Genomic DNA, 20,996 nt, shown 5'->3' on the forward strand with positions numbered 1-20,996 from the left:
GTTCGTCAAAGTGTGAAGCGATGGAACGCCTGCTCCTTCGCAGCCTCTTTGCCAGATCAAAGTAGCTGATCGAAAGCCGCCCGGTACTCCGGCCCGCATTTAGACAAATATAGAAGAACAGCCTAAACGCGCCATCTGACAATGACAACAGAGCACGCTCAGCCTCTGGTCCTGCCGCAAACCAATAGGAATGTTTGATTTCCATGGTAGGCAACTCTCTTTCTCTGGCGACTGAATCATTGTCGGACTTAGGGAACTCCTGTGCGTTCAGACCTGGATAGCGTTAATATTTGACATTTCGCTGTATGTTCGCCCATGCTGCTATTACTTAACAATGGCAGTTTTGTCTGCATGAGTATCTGATTTTGATCGAGGTGAGATGCTTGCCAACTTCCGCACTCTAGCGATTCCAGCACTACTGGGTCCCGCGCTCGTTGATCGCTTAGGAATTCCAAGATACTGGGCGACCGTATGGGCATCTTTCCTTCCCGCCGACCATGCGCCCTCGACAGTTGGGAAAAAGCTCAGCCATTTGGAGAGCTTTTATCGATATGCTGACGCTCACCTCGGTCTGGGGACTCTAGACAATGCGATTGCTGATTTTGACGTGGAGATTCTTAGTAGTGCTCTCGAAGGATATTTCATGTTCATCCGAAACGGGTCGCAGTATCGGAGCAATAAGCCGGTCCCTGCTTGAACCCTTTTCTGCCGCCGCATTGCGGTTAAAGAGCACATCGACGGCCTTCCGCTGCGCCAGCCGCTTCTTCGGCATGGCCGCCTGCGTGTAGACCTCCATCGTTGTGCTGAGTTTTGCGTGCCGCATCAGCTCCTGCACCACCTTGATGTCATTGCCCGTCGCGCCAAATTCATCATTTTGTTGCTCCCTTCTTCCCTCGGCAACCAGCAACCTCAATGGTTGTGATGGTGGCCGTGACCTTCTTCTTCAAACAACTCCTCGAAAAGCTCTTTTACCTTTGAGCGGGCTTGTTCTAGTGTCTTCTTCCCCGCGCGGGTTGCGAAGTAGACCTTGCGGTTCCGGCCCTCGATCTGAGTGTCTTGCGCCCGTAACCAACCACGTTTTTCGAGGCTATGAAGCAAGGGATACATTGTTCCTGGCCCGATTTTGTAGCCATGCCGCCGCAGTTCCTTGATCATGCCAAGGCCGAAGACTCCTTCCGCGCACGCGTGGTGCAATACGTGGATGCGGATAAGTCCCGAAAAGATTTCGGTGTCTCCCGTCATGCGTTTCGTCGTCGCCAATCGTTCCCACTCCTAGTGATGAAGCACTAGTCATTTTACGGCTTGAGCGGGTCTTAACAGCCCGAGAGCTGTTTCGTGTTATCTTGTATCGAGTTTCGATAATACACCTTGACAGGTGCCCTGTGACATCCCGTTGGCCGCGCTTCTCAGTGGTTCTTCTCGTGCTGCTTTTCTGGAGCGCCAAAGCGCTTCACGCTCAAGGACCGCCCTACCAGACTGACGATCCAGTGCCGGTCGACTATCAGCATTACGAGTTCTATATTTTCGGCGGTGCGGACGGAACACCCGTAGAGATGGACTCAACCGGCCCTGCCATTGAATTTAACTGGGGAGCCATACCCCGTGTGCAACTTCACGCCATCTTGCCGCTCGGTTCCATCAGCCCCTCCAACAAGCCGATCTATGCCCCCGCTGGAACGGGGCCGAGTGCCTTCGGTTTGACAGACTCAGAGCTGGGAGTGAAGGTCGCCTTCATCAAGGAATCCCCGCATTTCCCACAAGTGGGCACATTTCCCATGTTTGAGCTTCCAACGGGTAGTTATGACCGTGGCCTTGGTGTTGGCAAGGTCTATTACAAGATTCCGCTTTGGTTACAGAAGAATGTCGGGAAGTGGCTATTCGATGGAGGAGGTGGATACTCTGTCGTCCCACAAACCGATTACAAGAACTTTGCCTACACTGGTTGGCTCATAAAACGCGAGATTAATGAACGATTGGAGTTAGGGGCTGAGGTCTTTGCGCATGGCAGTGAAGGACTAGCCGCCGCTCAGACACAGGCTTCGACCCTCATCGACGTTGGCGGCTACTACCACTTCAAAAACCATCCGGGAGAACAATTCCTCTTCGCCTACGGCCATTCCATCGCCGGCCAAACCGAAAACTATGCCTATGTCGGCATGTACTGGACCTGGGGTAAGGGCGGCGATAAGCCGGATCAAGCCATGCTTTGGATCAACAGGCCGCGAAATGTGAACGGATTCTAGCTTCTATCAAAGGAAGGAACGATTCAATGGAAATCGCGTCGCATTCACTCTGGACGATCATTCATGGCATGGGCTTCGGAGCGCTCTACCTGCTCGCTGTCACCGGCCTGCTCGTCGAGTTTCACCATCGCTTCATTGCTCGAACAGGTTCCGTTATGTTGGCAAATGGTTCTTTCCTCAAGTGGTATCTGATCGCTATGAGCCTCTGCTCTTGGCTCGCGGTGCTCACTGGAACATACATCGTCTACCCTTGGTATCGCGCCACGCCCCCTGCTGGAACAACCGATTTGACGGCGTTCCCTCAAAAGCTACTGATGTCGGGCGCCTCCACGGCGGGATGGCATTCACTAGGGATGGAATGGAAAGAGCACATCGCATGGCTTTTCCCCATCGCAGTAACAATGGCTGCTGGAGTGGTCATCCGCTACGGTCAGGACCTTCGCAACCATCCCCGCCTCAGGTTTGCCGTGCTAGGTGCAGTACTCTTCTCGTTTGCATCGGCGGGTATCGCTGGCTTCTGGGGCGCGATGATCAACAAATACGCCCCGATCTCGGGCGGCACGACGATAACCCTGATGAAAGGTGAGGCCCACTGATGACCACTCACGGCGAATCGACATCCGTTCCACAACTCCCCAATGGCGCTGGCGCTGCAGCTCTCTTTTCGGCCGGATTTGGAGTTTTCGTGCTCTCGGTGCTGGCAATTATTGGGGATCAGTCCGCGGCATTCAAGAAGCTGATGATCTTTTATCTACCCACCGGACCGCTGTCTGGGGTCACAACCATCGCGGTCGCCGCATGGATAGTGTCCTGGGTTGGTTTGGACCTGCTCTGGCGACGAAGCGACTCGAAAGGCTGGGCAATAATGGCTGGCATTGCACTGCTGGCAATAGGATTTGTTTTGATGATCCCGCCCGTAGGAGATCTCTTTTAGGAGCTTTCCAAGAGGTTAACTTTGGGCTCCTGTCGAACATTCGTGACGACGCGCCGACCATGACGGACATGGTCGGCGGGTCCAGTTTCATCGGTATGTCACTACTGGTCTGAAGCGCAGGGTCCCGGCATCGAATTCGCCGATCTCCGTTTCTCGAAAAAATACTTTGAAGAAGGTTTCTCGCACCTCCGCAAACCCGATTTCTTCAAAGCGAAAGACTTCGCTAATGAAGACTCGATCCTTGTGCCAACTGATGTCCCCACTATTATTGACGCGTCTCGTGTGCATTCCTGCTGAGTGGGTGTATTCCGTGATGGCACGGGGAAACATCTTTGCACTCAGCTGGTACAGGCTGCCGGGTGTCTCATTGTTCAAGCCTTCATGAGGACGCTCGTGATTGAACACATGACGAAAGCGATCAAATCGCTTCTGTTGCTGTCGCAAGGTTGCAGCAGGAGGATTCGCGGTGTCACCCATGAGCGTCCGGTGCATCCGCTCATGGCGTGCATTCTGCTGTGGCTTGCTCGGCTGAATGTGTTCATGCAGGATGCCCAACTTCATCCATCCCAACGACAGCCTCGATAACCCTAGCAATCCAGTCCCAGCAAACGGCGCACCGTTGTCTGTCTGAACTCGTGCGGGTACTCCATACTCGCGCATCGCCGCTTCACATATCGCTCGCACCTGACTCAAATCCATACGCGAGACGACCTGGCAGCGAATCAAGTAGCGGGTATGGGCATCAGTGATCGTGAAGGGATCACTGCGCGCACCGTCTCCGGTCATGAAGTACCCCTTGAAGTCCATACACCAAATCTGATTTGGTGCGGTTACTTCCGAGAACGGTTCGGAGTCAGCGTCGTCCGGCGCCTCTTCTTTGTCGGACTGGTGAGTCCCGCTCTGCTCAGAATGCTTCCAAACGTGCTCGCAGCCGACCAACTAACGCTTGGCTCGATTTTCTCTAATCGAGCTTTGAGCTTTCTTGCTCCCCACGATGGATGTTTGGCACGCAACACGAGAATGGCATTCACCATTTCGTCTGCTGTTGCGTGTGAGCAACTGTGCGGCCTACGACTGAGATCGAGAAGACCTTCCGTGCCCACTTCTTGTAACGGTTGATCCATCGGTAAGCCATTGGCCTCGATATCCCGAACTCTAGACAGAGATCCGTTAGCGACATCTCTTCCCGCTGATAACTCGATAAGAACTGCAAACGCTGATCCACAATACAACTCACTTTCCAGGGCATACACGATCTTCGTGCGTAAGACCGGAGCTGTGAACCATAGGGGTTCAGCTTCGCTGTAACGCATGTCTCCGGTCTGTTTTGTAACGCAAGTGCTAAGTACGCTCAGGGGGCTGCCCCCTCGCGCGCGCAAGGAGTCTCCCCAGGCTTCCGCGCTCCGCTTGTGCAGCCCTTCGCCCTTTCCGCTCCATTGCATTGCGCTTCAAGCGTGGGTGGCCAAGTGGAAGAAGCGCCAGTCCATTGCCGATCGCCGTACCGGTAACTGTTCCGAGATCGACGGTTCTTTCTGTTGAGCAGGAGGCTATCGTCGTTGCGTTTCGCAAGCACACGCTGTTACCGCTGGACGACTGTCTCTACTCTCTGCAGGCTACGATTCCTCAACTCACTCGATCTTCACTTCATCGGTGACTAGAGCGTCATGGCATTAGCCGACTACCTGAAGTCGAAGGCGACAAGCCCAGGAGGAAGAAGTTCGACACGTATCCGATTGGCTTCTTCCACATCGATCTGGCCGAGGTCAGGACCGTCGAAGGCAAGCTCTACTTGTTCGTAGCTATCGACCGCACCTCGAAGTTCGCGGTGGTCGAACTCGTAGACAAGACAGACATGCGAGCTGCGGCAGAATTCCTCGAAACGCTCATCGGAACAGTTCCATATCGCATACACACCGTGCTCACCGACAACGGTATCCAGTTCGCCGATCTGCCCAGGAACCGTCAGGGACCAACTGCCCGCTTCCGTGCCCATCCCTTCGACAGGCTCTGTCTGGTTCATGGGATCGAACACCGGCTGACCAAACCCAACCACCCTTGGACCAACGGTCAAGTTGAACGCATGAACAGGACCATCAAGGACGCTACAGTCAAGCGATACTTTTACGACACCCCCGAACAACTCAAAGCGCACTTGAATGACTTCCTCAGGGCCTACAACTTCGCCAGGAGGCTTAAAACGCTCAAGGGTCTAACGCCCTACGAATACCTCTGCAAACTCTGGACTCAGACCCCGGACCGATTTACTCTCAACCCAATCCACCAAATGCCGGGACTAAACACCTAGCTGGTACAGGCGCGCAGTCATACAAACTAACCTGATCCGACTTGCGGAGCCAGCAGTCCAGTGAACAGGCTTTCTAATAAATTGGATCGCTAAATGACTTTCAGCACTATTTTTCCGACTGTATGCCCCGACTCAACAGATGCCAAAGCATCAGCTGCTGATTGGAGTGGAAAGATCTGCTGTATGTGAGGCTTTACCTGTCCGGAAGCGATTAGACGAGCAATCTCGGCAAGTTCATCTCCATCGGCCTCGACCGTATATCGCAACGCACGCACGCCGAATTGCTTCGCTTCTTGTTGCGACGGCTCTGTCAGAGTAGAAACCAACACCCCTCCTTTCTTCAGAACACTCCAGGAGCGCTCACGGGTTTCGCCTCCAACGAGGTCAAACACCATGTCCAGGTTCGACGCATAATCCTCGAAACGTTGAGTCTGGTAATCAATTACGACGTCAGCGCCCAGTGATCTAGCAAAACTCACATTTGCCGTTGAGACTGTCGTCAGAACGCGCGCACCCTTCGCTTTCGCAAACTGAATGGCGAAATGACCCACGCCCCCTGAACCCCCATGGATCAGCACCGATTGCGTTGCTTCGAACTGACCATACCTGAATAGGCCTTGCCAAGCCGTCTGCCCTGCAAGCGGGACGGTCGCAGCATGAATGTGATCTATACCGCTCGGTACAAGTGCGATAGCATCCTGATCTAGGACCGCCTCTTGTGCATAGCCGCCTCCGTGGATGTCGACAATGCCGAACACCGCATCACCTACTTTGAAACGCGTGGACTGAGCACCGCACTTCTCAATGACCCCCGAGATATCCCGTCCGAGCGTATAGGGAAGTCGGTCGTTCTTTACGGACGGATAATTGCCTAGGCGGATTTTGAAGTCAACTGGGTTAACACTGGCAGCATGCACCGCCACCAGCACCTGGCCCGCGTCCGGCTGCGACACGTCGAGATTTTCGCTTTTGAGAACTTCGTTACTGCCGAACTGATGAAAACGGATCATCATACTCATGAGCTTCCCCCGCGATAGATTGTCCAGGGCGATTTACATGGCTCGTTCCCTTTCATGAGGAATCCGCATCTGTTGTCCTAGCCGCCCGTAAAGAGACATACCGATCTTCGCAAATCGTCCACCAATAACATGGCTGTGGTCAAGTTCGGACACCGGCACCGGGCGTCGATTTCCGGCGTATCCACAGGAAAGAGATACTGGCTTATCTCATCCCTCAGAAGGCGATGACAGGAAGAAGTGTGACACGGGATAGTTACGTGAAAGTGGTTCACTAATTTATCGCAACTCATGCGTATACTTATTTCGCCATAACAACGTATTCTCGTTCCGCTTGCCGATTATCTCCAGATCCATTGGGAGAACCCTATGTCTAACGCTTCTTTTCACACGCCTGCTGTGATGACGGCAATCGAAATCACTCATCCTGGTGGCCCTGATGTACTGGTTCCAACGAAGCGGCCTGTTCCTCAACCGGCGGCCGATGAAGTATTGATTCGTGTTTATGCCGCAGGCGTAAATGGACCTGACGTCCTTCAGCGCAAGGGGCTGTACCATCCTCCCCCGGGCGCATCGGATATCCCGGGTCTGGAAGTCTCGGGTGAGGTCGTCGAAGTGGGATCCGCCGTACATAGCTTCAGAACTGGCGATCTCGTGTGTGCCTTACTCACAGGCGGCGGCTATGCGGAATACGCGGTCGCCAACCAGGCCGTCGTGATGAAAGTGCCGGACGGCCTTAGCATGATCGAGGCGGCAGCCATGCCGGAAACCTTCATGACGGTATGGCTCAACCTCGTCCAACGAGGCCAGTTGCAGGCTGGCGACTCGGTGCTCATTCACGGAGGAGCGTCCGGGATTGGCACCACCGCAACCATGATCGCAAAAGCAATGGGTGCGTCGAACATCATGACCACTATCTCGTCCGATGCGCAACGCGAGGCAAGCCTGAGGCTCGGGGCTGACCACGCCATCAATTATCGAAAAGAGGATTTCGTGGCCAAGGTCGAGGAATTCACCGCCAACAAAGGCGTGGATATCATCCTCGACATCATTGGCGGCGATTACGTAGCACGCAATTTTGCCGCAGCAGGAATGAATGGCCGTATTCTGCAGATCAGCGCCCTACAGGGCCCGGCAAAAGACCTGAATCTATGGCCGATGATGACCAAGCGTCTCGTACACCTCGGCTCGACTCTGCGCCCTCGACCCAATGAAGAAAAAGCCGCCATCATTGCCGAACTCGAAAAGCATGTGTGGCCATTCATCAAATCGGGACAGATCAAGCCCCAGGTGTACAAGACTCTCCCCCTCGAAAATGCGCGTGAGGCTCACGAGATGCTCGACGCAGGCGGGCACATTGGCAAAATCGTGCTTACCACCGCTGCGAATCCCACGCACTAGGAACGCTATAAGCTGTGACGTAGCCAATACCGGTTTGGAGTAGATATCAGATCCCTCCAGCGGCTTTCGGCTGCCTGCACACTTTATCGCAGGCACAGACGTCCTTCGGGGCACCCGCGCGATTGCAGCAGGTATCTCACCATGGGTTGATCCAGCTTTCCGTTTGCTGCAGTAATGGCAATCATCCTGCATTGAATCTTTACGTCCTCAATGAGCGCGCCCATGAATGGAGGATGTCACTTTCAAGTCACTTGCACGGCGCAATACCGTGTGCAGACACCACTGAATTTCGTATACAAGAATGCCCGTTGAGTGTTTAAGAACCGCCACAGATGCACCGGCGCAAACGCGAATAGCGACTGTTGTCGACATCATTCTCGACACTGTTGCCAATGGCAACCACCGCGCGATCATCGGGCACATCATCACACGGATGAGTTTCGATCACGGGACAATGTCAACCAGTTTGTCCAGCATCCGTAAATGCTTCGTCCACATCGCGCACGCTGGCACCCACGAGGGTGTCTTCCGCAAGGACAGCTCCCTCGTATGGGATCTACTATCGGGCGTCATGCATGCTGCTGCGACACATTTGTTGCACCACCCCGAAAAGTATCCGCGGGTTCGCGACGAAGTAGTCCACATCATGCTTTCCGCACTTCGTCTATCGCAGAACAAATAGTGCCATAGGAACAAACGACTATAAAGGCCAGTCTTCTGCGACTTGTCTGTTTGTTCCGACAATCAGTAACAGGAAGTCAACTATATCTCCCAATTGCGCTTCTTGTCCGTGGTGAATCCCATCGGAGATTCAAGGATTTTGCGTAAGATGAGCCTAAGATCAATGTCAAGTCGCAATCAATCTCAGTTCGCGGCGTCGAGTCTGATGCAGTCGATCTGGGCACTCAAGCCAAAAGAGCCGGCGCCTGCTTCGCGGGTTTCAGATAGCACTGGAGGATCGAATTGAATCAACGGATGGTGGTGTCTTCGCGTCTTGGAATGATGGGCGCGGTTGCCCTGATACTGCTAGCGGGGCATAGATGCTCTGCCGTTGCTCCACCTCTCCTGCAGCCCGGAACGGAGTCAAGCTCACAGACCCAGGCCAACTCCTCGCTCACGCAGCAGACCGATCTGCCTTCTAAGCCAGCTCCTTATCCCCACTCCGGCGAACCCAGTGCCACATCCAACGTCAATAGCGCCCAGGTTAAGACGGGACACGCGCCGGTCGATCTCCATCTGCTTCCCCTCGTTTCGCCCGCCGGACGTCCCGTCATCGGGCTTGCACTTGAGGGCGGCGGGGCGCTTGGACTTGCGCACATCGGCGTGCTGCAATGGCTTGAAGAACACCACATCCCGGTCGATCGTATCGCTGGCACCAGCATGGGCTCGCTCATTGGCGGCCTCTATGCTTCAGGTAAAAGCCCGTCAGAAATTCAGAAAATAGCGGTGAGTGACGCCTTTAAGAGCGTCTTCGATCTCGAGGTGCCCTATACCGACGTAAGCTTCCGTCGCCGGGAGGACCGCAGCGAACTGCCCCAGGGTATCGAGATCGGCTTGAAGGGCGGCCCCAGCATACGCAACTCTGCCTTGACCGACTCAGGTCTGGTCTCTTTTCTGCGCACGAATCTCGATCGCTATGACCAGACAGAACTCCGCTACGACGCGCTACCCATCCCCTTCCGCTGCGTCGCCACGGATCTCAACACGCTGCAGCCCGTCGTTTTCGAGGGCGGCCCGATTCCTCAGGCGGTGCGTGCCTCTATCTCCATCCCCGGCGTCTTTGCTCCTGTCGAATACAACGATCATTACCTTGTTGACGGAGCGATTCTCGACAACCTGCCCACCGATATCGTCAAGCAGGATCTTCAGGCCGATGTCGTCATCGGTGTGCACCTGAAAGGCACTAGCTTTTCCAGCGCCGACGTCAGTTCCATCGTCGGGGTCTTTACCCGCGCCTACTCAGCAGGCACCGCTAGGACAGAGCGGGCGGGCGAAGCGCTGGCTAACATTCTCGTCGTCGCCGATACCAGTAAGTTCTCCACCGCCGACTACGATGCCGCGCCCGCTCTCATTCACGCTGGCTACGCAGCCGCGGAAGCCGACCGCGCCGCGCTCGAACGCTATGCCCTGAGTGATGCCGAATGGCAGAAATATCTGAAGATCCGACAAAGCCGCATCAGCGCACCACCGCCACCTCTCAATATCGTGAAGGTCGAGGGCGGCAGCCCCGGCGCACAGGCCCGTGTTCAGGCCGATCTTGCGCCACTCCAAGGCAAGCCCATCGACGCAGCCACCCTCACCACCGCACTCAGGCACGTGCAGGGCAATGGGACCTACCAGGCCAACGTTGAAACTCTTGGTGCCGAAGACATTCATTCCGAAAATCCCACGCCTGCCGATCAAGCTCAGGCATCGGCGCCAGATACCGGCGTTCTCGTTCGTCTCAGCCCCGTGCGCAACGGTCCTCCCTTCCTGCTTTTCGGAGCTAACATCACTGCGGATAGCTCCAATGTCACACGCACGACCTTCGACTTCCGCCTCCTGAATCAGAACCTTGGCGGCTTTGGTTCCGAACTGCGCACCGATCTGCGCGTTGGCTTCCTCACCCAGGCATCGACCGAGTACTATCGCCTGATTTCTCCGTCGGGGTACTACGTGCAGCCGCACCTTGGCCTGCTGCGGGAGCCGGTCTACCTGTGGGCGAATCAGCAGCGCATCTCTGAGCGTCTGTTTCAGCAGGCTGGCGGTGGTCTCGATTTCGGACGCACCTTCAGCCGCAACATGCAGGCCTCGATTCAATACCGCGCACAGACGATCCGCTGGCATCTCGTCGATGGGCAGGACGGTACACCTACGGTCTCCGGCACCGCGCAGACCGCACTCGGCCAGTTCATCTACGACACGCGCAAGTCGGGAACAATCTCTCCGAGCGGCACTCGTTTCGAAGCCTCAGCAGGCGCCCTTTTCAACAGTGTCGACAGCGCGACCGCTCCACTCCTGCAGCTCTCCGCTACGCGCACATTCTCTTTGCCGGGCGGCATTATCGTGCTCTCCGGGGAAGGCAACACTTATTTCCGAAGGAACGTCACCGAGCCTTTGCGCTTTACACTGGGAGGCCCCTTGCGTCTCTCCGCTTCCTCGATCGACGAATTTCGCGGTACCGACAATTATCTGGCCCGCACAGGCTACCTCCATCGCATCTCGGCACTTCCATTTGGCACCGGCCAGGGCCTTTATACTGCCTTTGGCTATGAGGCCGGCGAAATCTGGAGCCCTGAACACAATGCCATACTGCGCCAGGACTTTGTCCTCACCGGGCTCGCTGCGACACCGGTCGGAGTCATACAGTTCGGCGGATCAGTCGGCGATGCCGGTCATCGCAAGATCTTCTTTTCCTACGGGCGGATTTTCTGATGCGTCGAGCGTTCCTGCACCTATCCATCCTGGCCGCCTGCACTGCTGCCGGTATCGCGGCAGGTGCACGCCCGGCACAAGCCGGTCCGCAGGGCCCCGTTCCCTTATCTGAGCTGATGCAGCGTCTCTCCACAACACCCGCATTCCGCGAAAAGGTGCTTGAGATTACGCGCTCTGTACCCAAGATAGGCGGATGGCTCAGCCCCTCCATGGTTGAGCTGTTGCGCTCCGCCATTCTTGGCAAGGATTGGCAGCGCGTAGACCACTTCCCCGCTTTCACCATCGGCGCACTCAACAAGAGTGTCGACGTCACCATGCGCGTAGCCGGTGACTCTTTCAAACAATTCACGGTGAAAGACCTCATCGACCTCGGAGCCTACGATCCCGGCAAAGCCGCGACGGTCGATCTCGATCAGCCCGTCGACCATCCGACCTATGCTGAAGATCCCGCTATGGCCGTCAGCCATCCCGCGCCTGGACTCACAATGGGCGATGGGCCTGACCCTGCACTCGCGCCAATGCATGCTGAAAGCACTCGCCTTGCCGAAGTTCTGAACAGACTCTCCCTGAACACCCCACACAGTCCGCAACTCACCGTTCGGCTTAACGGACAGAACCTGACTGACCCCGGCGCGCTCATCAAAGAGTTGCAAGTCTCGGGCTACCAGGTCACCGTCGATGATGACCTCTACTTCGCCAATTTCGGCCATCTTCACGACGGCGCCCGCGACGTCATGATGCCCTTCTGGCTTGACTCGCAGATTGCCGTTCCCGCCACGCGACGAAGCCTGCTTGTTCCCGTCAGCCACTCCGAACATGAACTTCATGTGCGCGGTCCGCACCTCAATGCCGATGTCAGCTACTACTTCGGCATCGATGGTAAGAGCGAGTTCCGCACCATGGACTCACTCAATCAGGCGTGGGTCATGCATCGCGTTGCATTCACGTATACCGGTGATCGCGCCGAGGAGGCGATCAACCTGCTGGCCGAGGCGACTCGCGTCTACCTGGCTGTCCATCTCGCCCATCCCGAGCTCCCCTTCGGCGGCTACTACAAACTGGGAGTCTGTCAGGATATCAATGCCGCGCTCGAACAGAGACTTCAGGATCACGTCATCCTCTTTCCACTCACGCGTGACCTCCAGTACTTCCCTGCTGATCCGGCACAACTTCATCTCGATCCGAGAGATGGCGAGTTTCTCCGCCTGCTCCATCAGATCCCGAATGACCGCGGCAACGCTCGTCCGGCTGTAGACCGGGTGCTTGGCGCACTTCCCACCAACGATCCCGCGGCCATACTCATCCCGGGGCTCGGCAACGATATTCTCCGCGTCGAGCGGGCTCGCGCCCTGGGTCTCATCAAGCGCACCAATCCACTGCTGACCGCCACCCTCATCAGTGTCCTCGTACTTCTACTTGTGAGCGCTATCCTCTGGGCGGCGTGGCGCACCATTCGGACCAAAGCTCATAACTAGCCATCACGAGAATCTATCCAGGTTGCTTTACTAGTTCGTCAGGGTATTACCTCAGGCTCTCAATCGCATATGTGCGAAGAATCACCCTAACAGCAGCATCGACATGTTTACCTGCCTCCTGCGCAAGCGGCTTTTGCTTTAAGCCAAGTCCAAACCATCGGATAGGACCACCTGCAACTAGGCTCATGAAGTGCTCGGCAATCAAACTGGAATCTTATCTTGCGATACGGCCACATTTGATTTGTTCGTCAAAATAACACGCGAGCTGCGTATACAGTATGCCCAATCGAGCTCCGATCAAGCGGACGCGCAATATAAGGCAGGAACGCGGGCGCTCATCGATTCACAGTGAAGCCTCGTTGAGCTAGTGAATAGGCTGGCTTGAACACCTCTATATAACAAAAGGCGAGCCAACCTTTCGGTAGGTTTCCCTTTATTTTCACAAGCCCTTTTGACTGCCCATTAGCTGCTATGGGCTTAAGAAAGCACTCTTACGAGGTCATGGGTTTGTGAATTTCAGCTTATGCTTCCAGCTACAGCTATTCTGAGTATTGCATAGAACACGAGACTCGAGCGCAACAAAACAGTTCAATTCCATGGCGCAACGCCAGTGCATGAACAATTCCAATTAAGTACATATCTAACAATGATTTACATAGAGCAACGGACACCATAAATACCAGAAATCGGACATAATAAGGCTGCAATATAGCGTTGCTTCTGCCCATCGATGCTCGGTTCATATAGACCGCATAGCCACAAGCGGTACCCAACCAAGCGCAAGCAAGACCTTCCGAGCGAATGATCGCTGGTTGGAAGATCGTGCCGAGCCGTGTTCCTTTCTGGTCTTCGTCGATGACGCTATGAACAAGCCTGTACGCTCTTGCCAGGAGAAACGATGCCGCACCGCAGGCCTGTACTTGGTACGACCGCCTTTCGTATGCCATACTCACTGAGGCAATCTTCTCAAGCCGGGATGGCGGAATTGGCAGACGCAGCGGACTCAAAATCCGCCGACCCTTGCGGTCGTGGGGGTTCGACCCCCCCTCCCGGCACCAACAAAATAAAAGACTTAAGCTCATTTTGCCTCTCGAAAACCGAGAGGCAAAAATCGTTTGGTGGCTGTTTTGGTGGCTGTTTGTTTTTTCTTTTTCCATTTCAGCCTCCATGCGTCTCTGTGCAACGGTGTGCTTCCGACTTTGCCGAAATCGTCGCCGTGCCAACTCTTTCTTCGCACCCTATCGATCAATCTCAACCACGAAAGTGATCGATAGAACATCCTCCTATCAATCACGCCTGGCGTGCTCTCTTCCTGTTAGCGTACCGGCATGGCAAAAGTTCACACACTCGATCGAGACCAACTGTATGCCGAGGTGTGGTCCGAGGCAATGACGAAGGTGTCCAAGCGTCACGGGCTCTCGGATGTTGCGCTGGCAAAGATCTGCCGCAGGATGGACATCCCGGTCCCGGAGAGAGGCTACTGGGCTCGTGTCGCAGCGGGTCAGAAGCTAACCCAACCGCCTCTTCCGTCCCGGGGACGGGGCGTGCCACAAACGGTCCAGGCCGAGCCAGGCCGGGGGAGGACGTGGGCTTCTGAACTGAAGATGGCGGATCCCACGCCGGTACCTGTGCCAGGTGTGTTGTCGTCGCCCCATCGCTTCACGCTTCAACTGCGGAAGAGCTTCGCTCTGCGCACCCCAGATTCTTATGGGCGAATCGGCTCCTCAAGAGAGGACATCGATGTGAAGATTGCGCCTAGTTCAATACCGCGTGTGCTCCTCTTCGTCGATGCCTTCCTCAAGGCGGCCGAGGATCGCGGATACTCTTTCGTACTCCCGGGAACGGGGTACGATAGCGGGCTTGAAATCGTGATCCAACGTCAGAGAGTCAAGTTCACGGTCTTCGAAGAGGCCGCCCGTGTCATCTCGAAGGGCACACGGTCCTCACCAACGATGATTGAATTTCGCCCGTCAGGGCGGCTCTCATTCAAGATCCGGGAATACCTGGCCATACGCAGTGAACCAACCTTCTCGGATCGATCGAAGGAATCGCTTGAAAGCCAGTTGGGCATCATCCTGCACGGCTTGCGTACCGCCGCGGTGGAATTAGCGGAAAGGGCGGAGAGGCTTGCCAGGAAGCAGCAAGTTGAACAACAGAGTGAGGATCAGCAGCGACGAGCCGCTGCCCAGTTGAAGAAGCTTGATGAAGACCTAGAGGCTTGGGCCAAGGCCGAAGCACTTCATCGATTGATCGCACAGGTAGAGCGCAAGATCGAATCGGAACCACCCACAGAGGCTGCCTACGCAGACCGGTGGCTCAAGTGGGCAAGAACGGTCGCAACCGACCTTGACCCGACCTCACGAGGCTTGAACCAGTTCTTCGAACACTATCGCAAGCTTGGCCGTCCTACATCACCGCACGACCTGGAGTGAGACGGTGACGCTTGTCTCATTTATTCCCGTACGGGAACAAGGAGCCATGATCAGCCAATGCGGCACCGAAATATTCCCGTACGGGAACCTCGAAGCAGTCCCATGACTATTCGGATGGTCTGGAAGAAATCCGATCAATCACCGAGAGACGATGTTCTGGCGAAAGATGGCTGTAGCGTGCAGACATCGTGATCGTCTTATGACCCGCGAGCTCCTGAATCTCTTTGATGGAAGCACCAGCCATCGCAAGCCAGGAACAGAACGTATGGCGATTCGAGTGCCAAACATAATCTTCGATTTCAGCTTCTTCCAGACTGGGCACAAACCATGACCGTGTATCAAAGCGTGGCCCTTGCTTCACGAAGATAGGATCGGTGGCTTTCTGCCCCTTCCTGCGAAGGCTTTCGAATGCTGAGGCAGAGTCGTCGTTGAGATGGACGGTTCGAGCGGAACCGTTCTTGGTCTCGATGAGGTCGATCGTGCGCCGATCAAGATGGACCTGTCCCCACGTCAGTGAATACTGTTCCGACAGACGCATCCCTGTGTTTACCGAGATGATGAACTCAGGTAGATGTTCAGGAAACTTCTTCCCGATCACTTTGTAGAGGCGGTCGTATTCTTCGCGTTTCAGGAACCGCAGTCGGCCCGAACCCTCGCGCCGATGACGAACCAAGCGAGCAGGATTGACGGTCACCTTGCCGTTGTGAACACCCTCTCGGTAGCAGAGAGAGATGAACGCCTTATAGCGGTTTGCAGTCGCTGGGGTTTTGCAACGACTGCGCAACCAACGCTCGATTTCCTGAGGCGTTAGCTCGTTCGCCGGGTGTTTTCCCAATGCTTCACGCACGATGCCAGCCTTGCTGACATAGCTTCGAAAGTCCTTGTGATCGGCGACATACTCCAAGGCATCATCGATCAATTCCGACAACCTCAGGACCCGCGAGTCTCGCAGTTCCGGCAACTTTCGACCCGAGATGATGTCGCCTCTACGCTTCTGGTAGAGCTTATTGGCCGCCGCTTTTGCTCCGACCTTTTCTCGTCGGCGCTTGCCATCGGCATAGTAGTTAATCCACCAGATCCCGCTTCCTACAGGTTTTTCGAAGACTCCACGCATTCCAAACCTCTGGTGACTGTTTCGTAGGATTTAGCAAATCATCCAATCCTATTTTACAGCCACCAAGGCTCTTATCCAGCCAGTCTCTCAGGATGGTCCGAACGGGAGAAGCGTCTCAGTTCGGCGGTTGGAATCAGCACGCGAGTGCCGATTCGCCGAGTGTCTAGCTGACGGGTGGCTACGAGATAATCGATTGCACGCGGACTGATCGAGAGCATCTCGGCGGCTTCATCTCTCCCCACCAAAAGTTTGTCTTGGGGAGCAACGTATGCACGAACAGGCCGCTTCTTCTGTGGCAAAGAGTTCTGCGAAACTGGTTCTTCAACTGGCATATCCTCTCCTGGCGCGGGTTAGCTTTCGAGGTTCCGCTCTTGGAGGAAAGGATTGACCATAGACAATCCATGCGTCCAATTCCATCTGGTATGTCTGCTATTCCAATCGGGAATAGTGGCTCCGAGCTAGATATTCAATATCAGTTGTCCTGCGGAGTCGTTCTGCTGAGGCTTGGGGACAATCCGTCTGATTAGAGCCCTTCCGAATTCGTTAACGAGGCGTGATGATTGGTCTGCGCGTAGCACCAGATAAGTCGTTATCTGTAGCGTAGAGGAGGAAAGCGGTCGCGCGACTATGTCCCGGGTCGCAATCTGTTGAGCGACTCCCATCGCCATGAACGCCACCCCGAAGTTCTCGGCGATGAGTTGTACGACCTCTTGCGGGGTCATGTAGTGATGCAACTCGACGGGGACTACGCCTTCTCGCTGGGCGGCTTCCTGCAGTTTGTCATAGGCGCTTGGGTTTGAACGCTTCGGGAACATCATCCAACCCACATTCCTAAAATCCGAGAGTTCAACACTGTGCTTCTGCGCAGCGGCGTGATCCGCCGACATCAGTACATGTAGCGGCTTCGTCGCGAGCGATACCAGCGTCAGAAGAGGATTATCGAGCGCCTCATCGAGGAGTGCCAGGTCGAGTTCTGCTGACAGAACTCCATGCACAAGTTCCTGCGAAAACATGGTCTCTATCCGCAGTCTCAGGTTGGGATAGAGCGGTAAGTGAACGGCGAGAAGATCACCAATGAAAGGCGGACTTATATACGGCCCATGACCAATCGAAACGAGTGGTTGAACATCATCTTGCGTCACCCTTCCGATACGAACAGCCTTCTCAAGAATTGCCAGAGAGTCCTTGCAACCGCGAACAAATACATTGCCTGCTTGTGTCAGTTCCACTCGCTTTTGAATTCTGCTAAAAACCGCAAACCCGAGACGGCTTTCAAGCTCAGCAACCTGCTTGCTTAAGGCTGGTTGTGTGATTCGCAGACGCTCCGCAGCGCGAGTGAAGTTGAGTTCCTCGGCGAGCGTTATTGCGGCGACCTGGTGTCGAATATCAGGCAGTGACAAGTGTTGCGACTCCTACAAAGCATCGTTTGCAAGCTCAACGATCAATGCTGCAGGTGCATCTGAAAGCTGCGAGCTCGGAACGCCTAACGAGCAGCATTTAGCGAACGTTTCTTCTATGTTCGTGAAGCTGCTCAACGACAGACCCGATGTGGACAAGCCGACTTCTCATCACTAGTCGGGCCTCGGTGAGTGCCTCAGCGATTTCGCAGTCGTACGGACGCCTCCTCGAGAGTGGTGTTACGTCTGCTCGCCGAGAATCAATGGCACATAGCTTCGGACATCTTTCAGCAATTCCTCGCGAGAGATGCCAACCTTGGCGCGAAGCTGTACACCCTGCAGCAAGTCAACGAGCAGACGGCCACGGACCTTGGCAGAGGGCGTACGGGTCAGACGACCCGCCTTTGCTTCCTGCTCAAAGCGTTTCGCGAAGACATCAGCGTTTGTTGTGAAGCCATTCGCGAGCCAAGAACGGATTTCTGTCACCCGTTCCGAATGTCCCAGCGCAGCAGCGGCCAACATGCAGCCGCTGCGAGCGTCGCCGGTGGCGGTGTTCACGGTTGCCTCGCAAAATGCGGTCACGGCCTTGTGGATGTCTGGCTCCGCTAGAAACGCTGCCATTTTAGGAGCTCCATAGATCAGCGCATAGCGCTCGACGGCCCTTAGCAGCAGGGTGGACTTGTCTCCAAATGCTCTGTACAGCGCGGGCTTGGTGACATTCACGGCTCGCGCGATCCGTTCCACGTCCACGCCCTCGAACCCATGCTCCCAAAACATCTCCACGGCACGGTCTAGTGCTTCATCGGGAATGAAGCCCTTTGGACGTCCCGGTGGGCGCTTTTCAATATTAGTTACCATTGCGTACGAAACTCCTTGCATTGCCTTCATGAGTATCGTACTCTCGCGTATGTAACGCTGCAAGGCAGTAAATACAGGAGTTAGCGCAATGAAACATTCGATTGCTCTCGTCACCGGGGCTACTTCCGGGCTCGGTTATGCGGCGGCCCGCTTGCTCGCCGCCAAGGGCTACCGCGAGGTCATCGTCACTGGGCGCAGCTTGCGACAGATCAAGGAAGCGACCGTTCAGCTCGCAGCGGATACCAAGAAGCAAATCTTCACGCCGATGGAACTTGATCTAAACGATCCAACCAACGTCGACTCTGCCGTCGCCGCCTTGGTCAAACAAGGTCGGCCAGTTGATTTCCTTTTGCTTAATGCAGGCTTGGTTCCTTATAAGCAACGCGTGCTCACGGCGGCGGGCGTCGAAGCTTCTCAGGCTCCGCTCATTGGGCATCATCAGTTGACTGTCGGATTGCTCAATGCAAGCCTGCTGAGTCCCAACGCGCGAATCGTTATCGCCGGTGCTGAACCTGCGCGTGGGGGAGTACCCATGTTCAAGTACACCGACCTGCCGGAGTTCGCTGCCAAATACTTCGAGGGCGACCGAACCGTAGCTAGAGTTCACAACCCAGATTCCGAGGTCACACCAATGGTCTTTCAAGCGGCTCTTGCAGCTGCACACCCCAACTCGTCTTCAAATGCGTCTTCCTTGGGTAAGACTCAGGAAGAACTTATCGAAGACATAGAAGTTTTCGATCATCAGGTCGGCTACTTGCTCGGGAGATGAGCAGTCTTTCAGAGTTGGGCCGAAGACTTTTCTGAACGCCTTTTCCCATCCCTTCTTCTCATAAACCAGATACCTGTCATAAGCATCAGACTGTATGCTTTGCACCAGTCCGCTAAAATTTCCTTTGATCCACCGCGGGCTTTTCCCCTTGATCGCGGCTTCAATGGCTTGCATTGCAATGATGCTTCCGCTCGGAACACTCGCTTTAAAGGTGGACTTCAATTGCTCAAGAAGCTCGTCCTGGTTACGCTTTGGCAAATGAATCTCTCGCAGAATGAGGTAGATGGAGCCAAAACAGAATACCGGATGGCTTTTCAGGTCGGGACCTTGCATCCTCTGGGACAAATATGGGACATTATGTCTCAGAGATGTCACATCAAGCACAATTCGATTTCCGTGATGCTGCGGCCCTTTTCTTTGCCGCTGAGAATTTCTTTGGCAAGAAGAACCTTGCTGAAAAGCTCGATGTTGATCGTAAGACCCTAACCCGCTGGAGAAAAGAGCCCCACAAATTGCCTACAACACGGCAATTGGCACTTCGTGAGCTCCTGCGCAGTGTTCCAAAGCAAGATGTTTCAGATACGGAATTCACATTCATCGATCTGTTTGCTGGTATTGGTGGCGTTCGTCAGGGGTTCGGAGGGGTCAACGGACGTTGCGTCTTTACGAGCGAGTGGAACCCTTGGTCTCAGATGACATACAAGGCGAACTACGGTATCGAAGACATCGAGGGCGACATCACCAAAATACAAGCTCGGGATATTCCGAATCATGATGTGCTCCTGGCAGGTTTTCCTTGCCAGCCCTTTTCGATTGCCGGCGTGAGCAAGAAGAATGCCCTCGGAAGGCCACATGGTTTCGAATGCACGACGCAGGGGACTCTATTCTTCGATGTTGCCAGAATCATTCAGGAGAAGCAGCCGAAAGCTTTCCTGCTGGAGAATGTGAAGAACCTCGTCAGCCACGATAAGGGAAACACGTTCAAGACGATTCGAGCCGTACTCGAAGAAGAGCTTGGATATCACGTTCGGACCAAGGTTATCGATGCTCAGCACTTTGTCCCACAACATCGGGAACGCATCATTATCGTGGGCTTTAAGGAACAGACCGGCTTTAGCTTCGACGATCTTGAACTCCCCGATAGCGGGCCACTCCTCGGAAGCATTCTGCACCCTGAAGACGGAACGGAGTCAGTCGAAAAGGACTATACGACTGGAGTGAAAGCGAAGGTCAACGCAAAGTACACGCTTACGGATAAACTCTGGGCTTATTTGCAGGCTTATGCGGAGAAGCATAAACGGGCTGGGAATGGCTTTGGCTTTGGACTCGTCGATGAAGAAAGCGTAACGAGAACCCTCTCGGCGAGGTACTACAAGGACGGTTCGGAGATTCTCGTCAGCCAAGGCAAGAAACGAAACCCACGTCGTCTGACTCCTCGTGAATGTGCGCGGCTCATGGGCTTCCCTCCGGAATTCGAAATTCCGGTCTCGGATACGCAGGCCTATAAGCAGTTCGGAAACAGTGTGGTGGTGCCCGTCATTGAGGCTGTTGCTCGACACATGAAGCCACACATTGCTGCGCTCAAGGAGTACGAGCGGACCGGCGCACTACAACAGCCACTGCTCGCAGGCTTTTAGA

At 54.9% G+C, this 20,996-nt stretch carries 19 protein-coding genes, 1 tRNA gene and 1 pseudogene; 11 read left to right on the plus strand and 10 right to left on the minus strand.

The genetic code is table 11. The features are described from left to right. Positions 1 to 580 precede the first annotated feature (580 nt). Together ESZ00_RS10805 and ESZ00_RS10810 are read right to left on the minus strand one after the other, a co-directional pair. Positions 581 to 907: a hypothetical protein gene (locus ESZ00_RS10805; protein ID WP_129208268.1), complete on the minus strand. Its 327-nt coding sequence runs from the start codon at positions 905 to 907 to the stop codon at positions 581 to 583. A gap of 2 nt (positions 908 to 909) precedes the next feature. Further along, positions 910 to 1,260: a PadR family transcriptional regulator gene (locus tag ESZ00_RS10810; RefSeq protein ID WP_229741188.1), complete on the minus strand. Its 351-nt coding sequence runs from the start codon at positions 1,258 to 1,260 to the stop codon at positions 910 to 912. Between the two features lie 122 nt (positions 1,261 to 1,382). Between ESZ00_RS10810 and ESZ00_RS10815 the strand changes: the two genes are divergently transcribed. From ESZ00_RS10815 to ESZ00_RS10825, 3 genes are read left to right on the plus strand one after another with little or no spacing between them, the layout of a single operon-like run. Continuing rightward, entirely contained in the window at positions 1,383 to 2,243 is an 861-nt protein-coding gene (locus ESZ00_RS10815; protein ID WP_129208269.1) for a transporter, read from the plus strand. Between the two features lie 26 nt (positions 2,244 to 2,269). After that, on the plus strand, positions 2,270 to 2,839 hold the full coding sequence (locus ESZ00_RS10820; RefSeq protein WP_129208270.1) for a hypothetical protein: 570 nt from the start codon (positions 2,270 to 2,272) through the stop codon (positions 2,837 to 2,839). Next, positions 2,839 to 3,177 (plus strand): hypothetical protein, encoded by a 339-nt coding sequence (locus tag ESZ00_RS10825; RefSeq protein WP_129208271.1) that lies wholly within the window; start codon positions 2,839 to 2,841, stop codon positions 3,175 to 3,177. Before ESZ00_RS10820 ends, ESZ00_RS10825 begins: the two co-directional genes overlap by 1 nt. Before the next feature lie 87 nt (positions 3,178 to 3,264). Here ESZ00_RS10825 and ESZ00_RS10830 read toward each other — a convergent pair whose 3' ends face one another. Then, on the minus strand, positions 3,265 to 4,116 hold the full coding sequence (locus ESZ00_RS10830) for an integrase core domain-containing protein (RefSeq protein ID WP_229741189.1): 852 nt from the start codon (positions 4,114 to 4,116) through the stop codon (positions 3,265 to 3,267). A gap of 88 nt (positions 4,117 to 4,204) precedes the next feature. Then, positions 4,205 to 4,426: a helix-turn-helix domain-containing protein gene (locus tag ESZ00_RS20315; RefSeq protein WP_308419064.1), complete on the minus strand. Its 222-nt coding sequence runs from the start codon at positions 4,424 to 4,426 to the stop codon at positions 4,205 to 4,207. A gap of 62 nt (positions 4,427 to 4,488) precedes the next feature. Here ESZ00_RS20315 and ESZ00_RS10835 point away from each other — a divergent pair. Further along, positions 4,489 to 5,482 (plus strand): annotated as a pseudogene (locus tag ESZ00_RS10835) (IS481 family transposase). Between the two features lie 89 nt (positions 5,483 to 5,571). Here the strand turns inward: ESZ00_RS10835 and ESZ00_RS10840 are convergent. After that, complete coding sequence (locus tag ESZ00_RS10840; RefSeq protein WP_204520201.1) at positions 5,572 to 6,495, minus strand: NADP-dependent oxidoreductase; 924 nt, start codon at positions 6,493 to 6,495, stop codon at positions 5,572 to 5,574. A gap of 372 nt (positions 6,496 to 6,867) precedes the next feature. On the opposite strand from ESZ00_RS10840, the gene ESZ00_RS10845 reads away from it, so the two are divergent. The 3 genes from ESZ00_RS10845 (at position 6,868) to ESZ00_RS10855 (ending at position 12,788) form a co-directional block, all read left to right on the plus strand. Beyond that, entirely contained in the window at positions 6,868 to 7,899 is a 1,032-nt protein-coding gene (locus ESZ00_RS10845) for an NAD(P)H-quinone oxidoreductase (protein WP_164981465.1), read from the plus strand. 963 nt (positions 7,900 to 8,862) lie between these two features. Then, positions 8,863 to 11,313, plus strand: a complete 2,451-nt coding sequence (locus ESZ00_RS10850) for a patatin-like phospholipase family protein (RefSeq protein WP_129208273.1) — start codon at positions 8,863 to 8,865, stop codon at positions 11,311 to 11,313. Then, positions 11,313 to 12,788 carry a hypothetical protein gene (locus ESZ00_RS10855; RefSeq protein WP_129208274.1) on the plus strand — a complete coding sequence of 492 codons (1,476 nt, stop codon included), beginning with the start codon at positions 11,313 to 11,315 and terminating at the stop codon, positions 12,786 to 12,788. Before ESZ00_RS10850 ends, ESZ00_RS10855 begins: the two co-directional genes overlap by 1 nt. A gap of 46 nt (positions 12,789 to 12,834) precedes the next feature. Here the strand turns inward: ESZ00_RS10855 and ESZ00_RS20485 are convergent, their stop codons facing one another. Then, positions 12,835 to 12,993 (minus strand): TetR/AcrR family transcriptional regulator C-terminal domain-containing protein, encoded by a 159-nt coding sequence (locus ESZ00_RS20485; RefSeq protein ID WP_129208275.1) that lies wholly within the window; start codon positions 12,991 to 12,993, stop codon positions 12,835 to 12,837. A 765-nt stretch (positions 12,994 to 13,758) separates the two neighbouring features. On the opposite strand from ESZ00_RS20485, the gene ESZ00_RS10865 reads away from it, so the two are divergent. Together ESZ00_RS10865 and ESZ00_RS10870 are read left to right on the plus strand one after the other, a co-directional pair. Beyond that, positions 13,759 to 13,846, plus strand: a tRNA-Leu gene (locus tag ESZ00_RS10865). A 546-nt stretch (positions 13,847 to 14,392) separates the two neighbouring features. Further along, positions 14,393 to 15,220, plus strand: a complete 828-nt coding sequence (locus ESZ00_RS10870; protein WP_129208276.1) for a hypothetical protein — start codon at positions 14,393 to 14,395, stop codon at positions 15,218 to 15,220. Between the two features lie 106 nt (positions 15,221 to 15,326). Here ESZ00_RS10870 and ESZ00_RS10875 read toward each other — a convergent pair whose 3' ends face one another. The 4 genes from ESZ00_RS10875 to ESZ00_RS10885 form a co-directional block, all read right to left on the minus strand. Beyond that, the gene (locus ESZ00_RS10875; RefSeq protein ID WP_129208277.1) at positions 15,327 to 16,334 is read right to left on the minus strand and encodes a tyrosine-type recombinase/integrase; all 1,008 of its coding nucleotides are present in this window, start codon (positions 16,332 to 16,334) and stop codon (positions 15,327 to 15,329) included. 71 nt (positions 16,335 to 16,405) lie between these two features. Beyond that, the gene (locus ESZ00_RS20555) at positions 16,406 to 16,666 is read right to left on the minus strand and encodes a helix-turn-helix domain-containing protein (protein ID WP_476749592.1); all 261 of its coding nucleotides are present in this window, start codon (positions 16,664 to 16,666) and stop codon (positions 16,406 to 16,408) included. 126 nt (positions 16,667 to 16,792) lie between these two features. Then, positions 16,793 to 17,734 carry a LysR family transcriptional regulator gene (locus ESZ00_RS10880; RefSeq protein WP_129208278.1) on the minus strand — a complete coding sequence of 314 codons (942 nt, stop codon included), beginning with the start codon at positions 17,732 to 17,734 and terminating at the stop codon, positions 16,793 to 16,795. 237 nt (positions 17,735 to 17,971) lie between these two features. Then, positions 17,972 to 18,589, minus strand: a complete 618-nt coding sequence (locus tag ESZ00_RS10885; protein ID WP_164981466.1) for a TetR/AcrR family transcriptional regulator — start codon at positions 18,587 to 18,589, stop codon at positions 17,972 to 17,974. An 88-nt stretch (positions 18,590 to 18,677) separates the two neighbouring features. On the opposite strand from ESZ00_RS10885, the gene ESZ00_RS10890 reads away from it, so the two are divergent. Beyond that, complete coding sequence (locus ESZ00_RS10890) at positions 18,678 to 19,358, plus strand: SDR family NAD(P)-dependent oxidoreductase (RefSeq protein WP_129208280.1); 681 nt, start codon at positions 18,678 to 18,680, stop codon at positions 19,356 to 19,358. 347 nt (positions 19,359 to 19,705) lie between these two features. After that, complete coding sequence (gene dcm, locus ESZ00_RS10895; protein WP_188590863.1) at positions 19,706 to 20,995, plus strand: DNA (cytosine-5-)-methyltransferase; 1,290 nt, start codon at positions 19,706 to 19,708, stop codon at positions 20,993 to 20,995. Position 20,996 lies beyond the last annotated feature (1 nt).

The organism is Silvibacterium dinghuense (assembly GCF_004123295.1).
GTDB lineage: Bacteria > Acidobacteriota > Terriglobia > Terriglobales > Acidobacteriaceae > Silvibacterium > Silvibacterium dinghuense.